This window comes from Thermoleptolyngbya sp. M55_K2018_002 (assembly GCF_015295965.1).
Classification (GTDB): domain Bacteria; phylum Cyanobacteriota; class Cyanobacteriia; order Elainellales; family Elainellaceae; genus Thermoleptolyngbya; species Thermoleptolyngbya sichuanensis.
Genome location: NZ_DVEA01000040.1, coordinates 1 through 11,882, shown reverse-complemented (window position 1 = coordinate 11,882; position 11,882 = coordinate 1). Strand labels below are relative to the sequence as shown.

At 56.8% G+C, this 11,882-nt stretch carries 12 protein-coding genes; 1 reads left to right on the top strand and 11 read right to left on the bottom strand.

Translation table 11 applies throughout. From position 1 onward, the window contains the following. The 10 genes from IGS51_RS01800 to IGS51_RS01755 all read right to left on the bottom strand — a co-directional run. Positions 1-836, bottom strand: an 836-nt coding sequence (locus IGS51_RS01800; protein ID WP_297075201.1) for an NB-ARC domain-containing protein, incomplete at its 3' end; no start/stop codon positions are given. Positions 837-902: 66 nt separating this feature from the next. Continuing rightward, positions 903-1,370, bottom strand: coding sequence for a hypothetical protein (locus IGS51_RS01795; RefSeq protein ID WP_297075200.1), 468 nt, complete (start codon positions 1,368-1,370; stop codon positions 903-905). A 171-nt stretch (positions 1,371-1,541) separates the two neighbouring features. Then, a complete protein-coding gene (locus tag IGS51_RS01790) occupies positions 1,542-2,123 on the bottom strand; it encodes a Uma2 family endonuclease (RefSeq protein ID WP_297075198.1) in 582 nt (193 codons plus the stop codon). Between the two features lie 68 nt (positions 2,124-2,191). After that, a complete protein-coding gene (locus IGS51_RS01785; RefSeq protein ID WP_297075196.1) occupies positions 2,192-3,379 on the bottom strand; it encodes a PAS domain-containing protein in 1,188 nt (395 codons plus the stop codon). Between the two features lie 99 nt (positions 3,380-3,478). Beyond that, on the bottom strand, positions 3,479-3,823 hold the full coding sequence (locus IGS51_RS01780; protein ID WP_297075194.1) for an STAS domain-containing protein: 345 nt from the start codon (positions 3,821-3,823) through the stop codon (positions 3,479-3,481). Positions 3,824-3,891: 68 nt separating this feature from the next. Beyond that, positions 3,892-4,470, bottom strand: a complete 579-nt coding sequence (locus IGS51_RS01775) for a DUF6272 family protein (protein ID WP_297075193.1) — start codon at positions 4,468-4,470, stop codon at positions 3,892-3,894. 22 nt (positions 4,471-4,492) lie between these two features. Continuing rightward, entirely contained in the window at positions 4,493-5,248 is a 756-nt protein-coding gene (locus IGS51_RS01770) for a MinD/ParA family protein (RefSeq protein ID WP_297075191.1), read from the bottom strand. Between the two features lie 406 nt (positions 5,249-5,654). Next, positions 5,655-6,788 (bottom strand): PAS domain-containing protein, encoded by a 1,134-nt coding sequence (locus tag IGS51_RS01765; protein ID WP_297075190.1) that lies wholly within the window; start codon positions 6,786-6,788, stop codon positions 5,655-5,657. A gap of 118 nt (positions 6,789-6,906) precedes the next feature. After that, positions 6,907-7,089, bottom strand: a complete 183-nt coding sequence (locus tag IGS51_RS01760; protein ID WP_297075188.1) for a hypothetical protein — start codon at positions 7,087-7,089, stop codon at positions 6,907-6,909. A gap of 108 nt (positions 7,090-7,197) precedes the next feature. Further along, positions 7,198-7,959 carry a MinD/ParA family protein gene (locus IGS51_RS01755; RefSeq protein ID WP_297075187.1) on the bottom strand — a complete coding sequence of 254 codons (762 nt, stop codon included), beginning with the start codon at positions 7,957-7,959 and terminating at the stop codon, positions 7,198-7,200. 395 nt (positions 7,960-8,354) lie between these two features. Between IGS51_RS01755 and IGS51_RS01750 the strand changes: the two genes are divergently transcribed. Beyond that, entirely contained in the window at positions 8,355-9,794 is a 1,440-nt protein-coding gene (locus tag IGS51_RS01750) for an FAD-binding domain-containing protein (protein WP_297075185.1), read from the top strand. 77 nt (positions 9,795-9,871) lie between these two features. Here IGS51_RS01750 and crtH read toward each other — a convergent pair whose 3' ends face one another. After that, entirely contained in the window at positions 9,872-11,428 is a 1,557-nt protein-coding gene (gene crtH, locus IGS51_RS01745) for a carotenoid isomerase (protein ID WP_297075184.1), read from the bottom strand. Between the last annotated feature and the right edge of the window lie 454 nt (positions 11,429-11,882).

Sequence of the window (11,882 nt, the reverse complement as noted above, 5' to 3'; positions counted from 1 at the left end):
CCAGCCACGACGGCGGCCGTGGTGGCATCCAAGGGCTGCCGCAAAATGCTGAGCGGCCAAAGCATCTGCCGCAGGCGCTCCTCTAGCCGCTCCACGCTCCAGCCAAACACCTGCTCCACGCTGAGCTGCCGTTCCCCCTGATAGGGCCCCTCCAGCGCCCACAGATCATCGGGCAAATAGCGCACCTGGGGGTCAGCAGCCTCCTCCGCCAGCAGCCACCCCGCAATCAGCACCAGCGACAGCGGATAGCCCCCCACGCGCCGCGAAACCGATTGCAGTTCTTCATCCCTGCCCAACACGCCCTTTTGCCGGAGCAGTGCTGCCCCTTCTGTCGGGGGCAACCCTTCCGTTAGCGGCAGCCAGCGGGCCGGCAGGCTGGGCGGGCGGTTGCGACTGGTCAGCAGCACCTTACTGTCTCCCGCCGTCCTCAGCAGCAGCTCAAAAAACGGTCGATAGGTGACGCTCTGCCACTCGTCGCTCTGCGTCAACACGCTTTCCAAATTATCCAGCACCAGCAGATACGCCCCACGGCCAAGCTGCTGCACCAGCGCTGCCCCAAGCCGAATTTCCTCGATCTCCGCCACCTGCTCGGCGGGCATTCCCCAGGCAAACAGGGCGCGTCGGGCCACATCCGGAAAACCGAGCGTCTGGCTCAAATCTGCCCAAAACTTCCCGACAAACTGACGGCTGTCTTCATACACCCGCGCCGCCAGGGTGGACTTGCCAAATCCCCCCAGCCCATAAACACCAACCAGCGGAATCGCAGCATCCTTGAGCCAGGTATGGAGTTGTGCTTGCTCCTTGGTGCGTCCTTGCCAGTAGGCCAGCGTGGGCAACAGGTCGCTGCCTGCATAGCCCGTCGGCGGGGGTAACTTTGCCCGACCCCCAGCAGGCGGCTCCAGTCAAGAGGCTGGGGGTTGGCTTCCCAGATTAAAAATCGGATTGCCCTGAATTTGAAATACGGGCTGGTTTGGGTCATTTACCTGAAGCCCTTGTCCTCCAAATACTTGCTGAACGTTTCGCCCTTGAACCTTATCGATGTTGATAATCTGGTGAATTTCCTGGGCCAGTTTCCGCAGTTCCTCCGCAAAATCTGGATGCTGCTGCATCATCCGCTCTAGCCAAGCCTCTAGCTTCTGGCGCTCGTCGAGTGAGGTTTCTGCGGCGGCCATGGCCTGCTCTAGCTGCCGTTGCTTTTCGGGATTGAGTCGCCGCAAAATCGCCTGCCGCAGCGCTTGCCCTTTTTGCCTCGCTTGGTTCATGGCTTCTTCGGTCAAGAGTTCGCCCACCTTTTCCATGCTGGCATCGAGCAGTTTGGGCAGGGCATAGGCCAAAATCGTCCCAGCCGTGATGGAAAGCGGGTCAATCATAGCGCTGTGGGGAAAGAGAAGAAGATTTTCCTCCGTTATATCCGATATGTCTCCGATCTGATCTGGTCTGCTACGCCCAAACGCTGCAATAAACTTGTCAAAAAAACTTGTCGAAAAACTTGTCGAAAATTGCGCCGCCTCTGCCGGAGGCTCCAGCCCAGAGTCAAAACCCTACAAGCTGCTGAGAAAATCCTTAATCGCCTGGGGCTGGTCGTAGGGGCGGACAAATTGGGCAAGCTGCTGAATCTCTAGATTTGGGAAAAATTGGCTGTGGCTGACGGTGCGATAGGCCTCTCCGCGCAGATCATACAGCGTCAGGTCGCCGGCCTGCCAGACCAGCACTTCCGGCACGCCTAATCCCTGATAGACTGCCAGCTTGTTGATGCCGCCACTGCTCAGGTTCACTTCGATGGCAAAGTCGGGCAACGGCTTGAGCGTGTTGATGCAGTAGCACTCGTCTGGCTCTAGCCCACGGGCAGCAGCTTCCTGACGAAAGGTGGTGGAACCGTAGCCGTGCAGGGGAATATCCACCGCTTCGGCATAGCGCTCGATCAGCCGCGCCAGCACTTTCTTGACTAGCTCATGTTCGGCGGAGGGCATGAAAATTTCTAAGGTCCCTTCCAGGTAGATCAGCCGCAGGCCGGGATAGTCGCCCAGGGTTGCCAGCAGGCTATCGTACTGTTGCCAGGTTACGCCCGACAGCAGCACGCGCTGGTCTTCGGCATTCAAAGCAGGCTGGAAAGAAGAAATCATAGGTATAGCATAGCGCTGAGTATCGCTGCGGCTAGGCAGCCCCAACGCCGGAAACTGCCAGGGCTGGATTATCCCTCGTCTCGCCGTGGCGCGTCTTTGAACAGGCGCAGATCATCAGCCTGGGACACCAGCCATTGAAAATAGTCGGTTTGCTCGATTTGCGCGACCTCTTTTTGGCGCTTGGTTTGATCCACTTCGATTCGTAATTTGCGAATTTCCCGCTTCAGGGCTTCTTCCTGCTGCTTGCGCTGGGTAATGTCGATGCAGCTTCCTTCGTAGTAGAGCAGGTCGCCCGATTCGCTGCGAATGGCCCGCGCCCAGGCCGATGCCCAAAAGCGGCTGCCATCCTGGCGGCGGGCTGCGTATTCAAAATCTTTGATTTCGTCCTGAGATTCGAGGCGCTGCCGCAGGTCTTGCTGCTGGGCAGGGTCCACATAAAGCTGGGCCGTTGCGCCGCGAACGGACTCTAGCATTTCGCCGGGGGAGGCATAGCCAAACAGGCCCGCCATTGCCCGGTTGACTTCTAGATAGTCGCCATCCAGCGCCATCCGAAAAATGCCCTCCACTGCGTTTTCAAAGATGCCGCGATATTTGGCTTCGGCAATTCGCAGGGCATCTTCGGCCTGCTTGCGATCGCTAATGTCTTGAATTGCCGTTAGCAGGGTGTGCTGCCCGTTAAACCCAAACGGCCGCATCGACAGCAGCCCCCAAAACACGCTGCCATCGGCCCGCCGAAACAGCAGTTCTCCTTGGTAGGTCTGGTTTTGGGCGATCGCCTCCAGCACCGAAACCCGCTCCTCTGGCTGAGCGTAAAAATCGACCGTAGACTGGGCCAGCAGGGCCGCTGGCGACAGCCCCAGCAAATCCCCCAGCCGCTCATTAGCATACAAAATTCGCCCCGTTTCCACCTCGGCAATCAGCAGCCCCACAGGCGTTGCCGCCGTAATGGACTGAAACTGCTCCTCTCGCTGCCGTCGCTCTTCCTCGACCTGCTGCTGCAAGTCGGTTTCCACCAGCATCGAATGCTCCGTTGCGGTTTCCAGCAAGATCTCCAGATCCGTCTTTTCCTGCTCCACTTCCGACAAAATCTGGTCAGAATGGCCCGTCACCGTGTTCAGCAAAACTTCTAGGTCAGCCTTTTCCTGCTGAGTTTGCAAAAGCTGCTGACGCAACTGCTCGACTTGCTGTTGCAGGGCAATCACCTCCGACAGCAGCGGGTCGGGGGCCTGCTCAGAAAGCGATGCGGACGTGCCCATAGTGATTGACCGAAAGCGTGATTCGCAAATCGAGAGCTAGAATTTGCCAGAATTCCCAGGATAAGTCCCGGTCGATCCGAGAGAACAGAGAGGAGCGCCCTAATCAAACTGGAGCTTGAGCGTGGGTAGCAATCGCTGCAAATTGGGCAGCGACTTGGTTTGCCAGGGAATCTCATTTGATCCCTGAATCACTAGTTGGATCTGGCTACTTTGTCGCACCTTGATCACAAATTTGGACAGGGTATTGATCCCAGAGCTATTGAGAAACGCCAGCTTTCGCAAATCGAGTTCCAAATTTTGGGGTTCCTGCTTGACCACTTCATCCAGCAGTTGAGCGATCGGCGCGTATTCGTCGGGCCCGCCCAGACGCAGCGCCCCCTGGCAGGTCAATGTCTGCGTTTCTGCGTCATACCAGATTTGATAGTCGTCGTCCCGGAGTTCCATAGCGCTCAACTTAATCTTTGCTGATTCTAATGCATCTATCGTCTGTCGTAGCTCATCCATCTTGCAGCCTAGACGGGCATTTTAACCATCGTGGTGACGGCGGTGAGGGGCGGTTCTGCGGGCAGGGTTTCAAACTTCCATCCCAGGCGGGCGGCATAGTTGGTCAGCATAATCAATAGCCCCAGCCCCGACCCAGAGTTTGCGTCATCCAGGGCGTTGGCTTCTAGCCGCTGGATGTAAAGCTCGTCGGGATCGCTGGAAACAATTTCCTGAATCAGCGTTTGGAATCGAATGATGTCGTCGGATTTGATGCTGTTTGTGACGTAAAAAACCAGCGCGTCGCTGTGCAAATGGAGCTGAATCTGAATCGGAAAAGCGGAGGTTTCGTCACTAAACTTCATCGCGTTTTCCAGCAGCTCATTTGCAATAAAGCTTACGGCATCGCGAACCTTATCTTGCTGAGAGGGAGATGATAAGTCATCTTCGCCGGGAAAGAAGGTCGTCATGTAGTCGGCCACAAAATCGGCCGAGAGTCCGTTCACGCGCCAGCGCTGGCGGATGGGCGCAGAACTGGGGGAAAAAGCCAGCGACAGGAATTCCTGACTGGGGGGATAGTCGTCTTGAAAATCGCCAAAGATTTGCAGCATTGAACCAATGATTAACCGATGACTAACCGATCACCTGGGCAACGACGCGGCGGAGTTCCTGACTGAACGGGTGATCGGGATACCGCAGGAAAAAGATGCCGTTGCTGGCCAGGTAAATCATTTCTTCGGACAGGGTGAACACGCCTGCAACGGGCACTTTGTAGGTCTGGGTGACCTGTTCTCTGAGGACGTTTTGATCCATGCTGCTGAGGACTTTGTTGACGATGAGCAGCATTTGGCGGGCATCGAGCTGGCGGGCCACGTCTACCGTGACGGCGGTGCCCTGAAAGTCTTGCTGGTCGGGCCGCAGGATCAGCAGCACCAGGTTGGAAACGGCGATTGATAAGAGGGTTTCTTTGTTGAGGCCGGGGTGGGTGTCGATTAGCAGATAGTCGATTTCAAGCTGGCGCACGAGCTGGCGCAGTCCGTCGTTGAGCAGGCGAAAGTCATAGCCCTGGTTGAGAATGCGGGCGATTTCGTCGGCGTTGACGCTGGAGGGGACGAGAAACACTTGGCCGCCGCTGGGATGAGAGGAGGGGGGCGTGACGTTGTAGGCAGCATCGGCAATGGTGCAGCGGCCCCAGAGGTAGTCGTTGAGGGTTTTGTCGATTTTTTGGTCGTCTAGCCCGAAGATGACGTGGATGCCGGGTGAGGGAATGTCGGTGTCGATGACGGCGACTCGGTTACCCTGGAGGGCGATCGCCGTGGCCAGGTTTGCGGTGAGGTTGGACTTGCCTGTGCCACCCCGGTAGGAATGAATCGAAACAATTTTGGCCACAGAAACCTCGACTGGATGACAAAGACCGGATTCACACCTGATTGATGCGCGATTCGCACCTGCTGCATCTCCGATTTGCGGCTACGGTGGGTTGTGATCACCGTATCGTGTATGGGTTATGTAGCATTTCATCTGAAACTGGGGTGCTATTTGGGCCACTATTCTCTCATTTTTTCGCGTGAGGACAATTTAGCTTTTCTCGTGAACTTTTTTATCAGAGCGGATTTCTAATCGAGGCGGATTTCTGAGGATTTTGAGCGAAGCGGATTTTGATCGAAGCGGATAGGGGTTGGAGAGGATGACGGGCGGTGTCCATCTGAACCGATTCCAGGCTTATTCCATTCCAGGCTTATTCCAGGTTTATTCCAGGCTTCCATACAGGCTTATTCCAGCCCTACATCCAGCCCTATTCAGCCAATCGCCGTTTGAATTGTTCGGCTTCTTGCTGAATCTGGCGAAAATAGTCAGTTTGGGTGATTTCGGCGACCTGGCGCTGGCGTTTGGCCTCGTCGATTTCGATCTGAAGCTGCTGCACCCGCTGCTGGAGGGCCTGTTCCTGCTGTTTGCGCTGGGTGATGTCAATGCACATGCCCTCGTAGTAGAGGACTCTGCCCGCGCCATCGCACACGCTCCGCGCCGACTCTAGGAGCCACATCACGGTGCCGTCGCGGCGATACACCTGGTATTCAAAGTTTTTGACTTCGCCGTGCTGGGTGAGCAGGGATCGAAAGCGATCGCGCTCTTGGGGGTCTACGTAGACTTGCTGGGAGATGTCACCGACGCTGGCCATAAGCTCGGCGGGACTGTCGTAGCCATACATGCGGGCGATCGCCGGATTGGCGCTGAGATACTGACCATCGGGCGTGGTTTGGTAAATCCCCTCGGCGGCGTTTTCAAAGATGCTGCGGTAGTTGGCTTCAGCGATTCGCAAGGCATCTTCGGCCCGCTTGCGCTCGGTGATGTCTTGAAAAGCGGCGATCGCATAGACCACCTGCCCTTTTTCGTTGTAAATCGGGCTGGCCCAGACCTCCAAGGGAACCGTGCGATCGCCCTGGCGCAGCACCATATCGTCTACCGTACTGCTCTCGCCCGTCAGCGCCCGCACAATCGGCAGATCTGCGGTAGGATATAGCCGCTCTGCGCCCGCCTGATAAACCTGGTAGGTTTCTGACAATTCATCAGTCGCCACCTGCGTTATGGGGATATACCCCAAAATCTGCTGTGCCATGCGGTTGGCATAGTAGGAGCGACCGCCGCCATCTACCACAAACACGCCCACGGGCACTGCTTCGAGAAACTGTGCCAGTCGATGTTCGCTTTCCCGCAGCGTTTCCTCTGCTTCGCGCTGAAGCTCTGCCTCCACCGTGTCGGAGTGTTCGGTGGTCATCTCTAGCAAGATTTCCAGGTCAGATTTTTCTTGGCGGAGGGTTTCCAGTTCAGCACGGAGTTGGGCGATTTCCAGGCGTAGAGACTGCTCAACGGCAGGGTCTGAAGATGGGGCAGAACAAGGCTCCTGCATGATTTCAAGTCCGAATTTCAAGTCCGAATTTCAAGTCCGAAGCGAGTTGTGGAGCATGTCCCTAAACCATACCGCTTGTTCCTCTAAATCTCCAGACAAATCTCCAGATATTTTGTAGGTTTTTGGGAAATTGTTGACCTCACTGCAACAGTTCTTGAATTTCAGCTTTTGCGTGGATCACCTGGTTGCTGAGCAGGCGCACCACCCAGTCCAGCAGCCGCAGCGCAAGCTGGGGATTTTGCTGGCGCAAGGTGTTGAGGGATGCTGCTGATAACCAGTGCAGCGTGCTGGGGACATCGGCGATCGCCGTTACGGTATGCACGGCCTCGCTAGCGCAGCAGACTGCTTTGCCAACGATGATCTCCTACTTCCAGCAACTTCTGGGGCAGCAACTCATCTCGAAGCGCAAGATGGCTATCCATTCAGCAACCTACTCAATAGCCACGATCTGGCGAACCAGGCGATCCATTTCTTGCGACAGGGGATGGTCAGGATAGCGAACCGCAAACAGATCGCTGCTGCCAAGCTGCATCATCTCCTCACAGTTGGGCAAGACCGCGCCGATTTCGTTGCTATAGATCGACTCGACCTGCTTTTTCAGGTCTTCCACATCCACGCTGGCCAGCACGCGATTGATCAGCATGAGAATCTTGGGAACGCGCAGCTTTCGCGCCAAATCTAGAACCACCGCCGTTCCCTGAAAATCTTGCTGGTCGGGCCGCAGCACCAGCAGCAATAGGTTTGACATGGCCAGCGCCAGCAGCGTCTCTTCGTTCAGCCCGGGGTGCGTGTCGATCAGCACGTAGTCGAGATTGTAGGCTTTGACCAGATCTTGTAGCCCGCTCCGCAGCAGGCGCACATCGTATCCTTCACGCAACACGCGAGCGATATCCTCGGCAGAGCTTTTGGACGGCACTAAATAGACTGCGCCTTCCCCAGTTTTGAAGTCTGGCACGGTGACATCGTAGGCGCTTTCGGCAATCGTACAATCGCCCCAGAGGTAGTCGTTGAGGGTGTTTTTCATGCTGTTGGGTTCTAGCCCAAATAGGACGTGAATCCCCGGCGACTGGATATCGGTGTCAATCACGCCGACGCGCTGCCCGTGCTTGGACAGCAGGGCCGAAAGGTTGGCTGCGGTGTTCGATTTGCCCGTGCCGCCTCGAAAAGAGTGAATAGAAACAATCCGTGCCATTTAGCTCTGCTCGTCTGAATATGAAGGGGTGCGCTTGTAAGGAAGTGCGATGGGGGGGATGCCGCTGATGGAGGCTGCTAATCCACGCTGCTGTGATATGCTGCTTAGATAGTTTTTCTCTAATTTTTCTCTGAAGAAGGCGATCGCCTTCCTCAAACCATATCCTAATCAGAACCGTGCAGAGTTTACTCCGCTGAAAATCTTCAAGATTACCCACGTTCCTGCCAGAAGGCTCTTTTAAGGCTGCTATTTTCTGCTATTTCTAGGCAGCTACTTCTTGAAAGCGCCCGACAAAGCGTAGTCGGTTCTGCTCGTCTTTGCCCTCGTCTTTACTTGCGGCCCGCTTCTCTGGGCGGGATGCAGTAAGGTGATGAATAGAATCCAGCAGGCAGGGTATGAGCGAGTTGATTTTATTTTGGCATCGCCGCGATTTGCGAATTGCGGATAATGTGGGGCTGGCAGAAGGGCGATCGCGCTCGGCAAAAGTCATTGGCGTGTTTTGTCTCGATCCGGGTATTTTGCAGCGGGACGATGTGGCCCCGGTGCGCGTGGCCTATCTGCTGGGTTGCTTGCAAGACTTGCAGACGCGATACGCCAAAGCAGGCAGCCAACTGCTGATCTTGTACGATGACCCCGTGAAGGCGCTGCCTCGGCTGGCCAACGCCCTGGGCGCTCAGGCCGTGTACTGGAACCGCGACGTGGAACCCTACGGACGAGAGCGCGATCGCCAGGTTGCCGCTGCCCTCAAGGAAGCAGGCGTGGAATATCAGGCGTTTTGGGATCAACTGCTGCACGACCCCAAATCAATTCTCAGCGGCTCCGGCACGCCCTACACAGTCTATACGCCCTTTTGGAAAAACTGGAGCAGCAAGCCCAAGGCTGAACCCGTGGCGGATTTGACAAATGCCGAAGGGCTGACGGATTCTGAAAAAGATGCGGCAACCAAAGCGGGGGCGATCGCCCTGCCAACGCTGAAGGATCTGGGCGAAGTGTGGAACGGCGGCTTCATTCTGGAACCGGGCGAAGCGGCGGCCCAGGAGCGGCTCACGGAATTCTGCGATCGCGCCATTACTGATTATCAAGAGCAGCGCAATTTACCCTATGAAGACGGCACCTCCAGGCTGAGCGCAGCGCTCAAGTTTGGGGCGATCGGTATCCGCACCGTCTGGGCCGCCACGCAAACTGCCCAGGAACAGACCCGCAGCGACGAAGCCCAGGAGGGCATCCGCGTCTGGCGGCAAGAGCTTGCTTGGCGCGAGTTCTATCAACACGTCCTGTATCACTTCCCCGAACTGGCCGACGGCCCCTACCGCGAACCGTTCAAAGCCTTTCCCTGGGAAAACAACGAGAAACACTTCCAGGCGTGGTGTGAGGGGCGCACGGGCTATCCGATTGTGGATGCAGCCATGCGCCAGTTGAATGAGATAGGCTGGATGCACAACCGCTGCCGCATGATCGTCGCCAGCTTTTTGACGAAAGATTTGATCATCGACTGGCGCTGGGGCGAAAAGTATTTCATGCAGCGGTTGGTCGATGGCGACCTGGCAGCGAACAACGGCGGCTGGCAGTGGAGCGCCTCCAGCGGCATGGACCCAAAACCGCTGCGGATCTTTAACCCCGCCAGTCAAGCGCAAAAGTTTGACCCGGAGGCGGAATACATCCGCGAATGGCTGCCAGAATTGCGCGGGCTGGAGACTGCACAACTGGTGACAGGGATCATTGATGCGGGCGATCGCCGTTCTTGTAATTATCCTGCACCGATTGTCGATCACAAAAAGCGACAGGCTCTGTTCAAGCAGCGGTACGCCGACGCGAAAGGAAACACGAAGGGGTAAGGGACGGTTTCAAACCTTAGGCTGAACATGCTGAACATTTAGAGAAACATTAGAGAAACATCCAGCCGCAATTCTGCCTAGCCGCGCAGCCCCAAATCCGCAGCAACGCGATGGGCGCAGGCAAAGCCCGAAAAAGCGACTGCGTTTAACCCCTGTCCCGGAAAGGTGCTGTCGCCGACACAGTAGAGGCCAGGGATAGCGGTGCGGTTGAAGGGCATTCCCAGCAGGCCCAGCAGCTTGCGCCGGGGAATGGGGCCGTAGGAACCGTCTACGCGGCCGAGAAAGCGGCGATGGGTGCGGGGCGTGCCCGCTTCCTGAAAATCCAGCCCAGCGGCAAGACCTGGAAAAATGGCTTCGAGGCGATCGCACAATGCTGCGGCTACGTCCTCCTTCTGGGCTTCGTACTCGCTGGGCGAGAGGCGTTGCCAGTGGTCTACCCAGTCGGGCGTGAAGGTGTGGATGATGTGGTAGCCGTCGGGCGCGAGGCTGGGGTCAAGCAGCGTAGGAATCGAAACAAAAACCGTGCCTCTGGCAGCTTCGATGCGGCTCCAGTCTTCTAGCAGAATGTGGTGACACTCAGTATCAGGTGGCAGCACGTCGGCCCTCACCCCCAGATGCAGGCTAAAGAAGCTGGGCGACTTGCGATAGCGCTGCTGCCATTTTTGCTCCGACTTGGGTAGCACGGCAGCGGGCAGCAGTTTTTCAAACGTATCCCAGCGAGTGGCGTTGGAAATGACGCGGCGGGCGCGGTAGGTTTTGCCTGAGGCCAGCCGCACGCCAACCGCGCGACCGTTTTCCATCAGGATCTCCGTGACGCGGGACTTGTAAAGGATTTTGCCGCCTGCCTTTTCCAGCCCTTCTGCCAGTTTCTGGGCAATCTGCCCCACGCCGCCCCTGGGATAATTGATGCCGCCATAGTGGCGATCGCTAAACACCATGCCCGCATTGATCATGGGGGTCAGGTCTGCGGGCACCACCGACCAGCAGTAGCATTCCATGTCAATGAAGCGCAGGAGGTCTGGGTCAGAGATATAGCGACGGGCAATGTCGCCCACGTTTTGCGGCAAATATTTCACCAGCCCCAGACAGGCAAAGGGATGCTGAAAAAACACACGGGTTAGATAGCGTGGCTCCTCCAGAGACAGCAGTTCCATCGCGTTGAGGCAGTTAAACACCGCCCAGCACTCGTCATAAAACTGGCGGATGCCCTTCGCCTCATGGGGAAACTTGGCAGTCAGTTCTTGCAAAAATTTCTCATATTCGCGATGTACTTTGAGCTCTAGACCGCCGGGTAAGTGGTAGTGAATCTGCACCGGATCAGGAATCGTCTCGATTTCCATGCCCACGGCAGCCAGTGCCCGCGTCAGCAGGTTTGTTGTGCCCTGGCTGCCAAACCCAAAGATCATCGACGCGCCCACATCAAACCGATAGCCCTCCCGCTCAAAGTAGCCCGCGCTGCCCCCCGGAATCAGGTAGCGCTCTAGCACCAGCACAGATGCCCCCTTTGCCGCAAGCTGGGTGGCCGTCACCAGGCCGCCAATGCCCGACCCAATCACGATCGCATCAAACGCTGTGTCGTCTGGAGGAATGGGGGAAAGGGGCGTGGGCTGGGTGACGGAGGCATCGGTCTGCATAGAGTATTTTTGCAGCTAGTTTTTGCAGTGAGTTAGGTGTGCGGCTGGTTTAGAAACTCTCGTTTCTTGGGGACAGGGCGTATCCCGTCTTACAAACTCCTGTGGACACACCAGTCTTCTGGGCTGAGCGGCGATGCTTTGATCCCCCCTAACCCCCCTTGGACAAGGGGGGAGCCGATCCCCCCACCCCCCTTGAGCGAGGGGGGAACCAATCCCCCCTGACCCCGCTTGAGCAAGGGGGGAGCCGAAGCAGGAAGAACTGGATCGGAAGTCCCCCTTATTAAGGGGGATTTAGGGGGATCTTTCAGAAGCCCCATGCAAACGACCGGGATGTGTGGACACAGTAGTTCCTAGAAGAGGACGCTGTAGGGGCGATCGCACTTTACGCACTCTGTTTCAGTCCTCTTCAGTCCTCTTCAGTCCTCAATGTATCAGTGTATCGGACTGGCTGCCG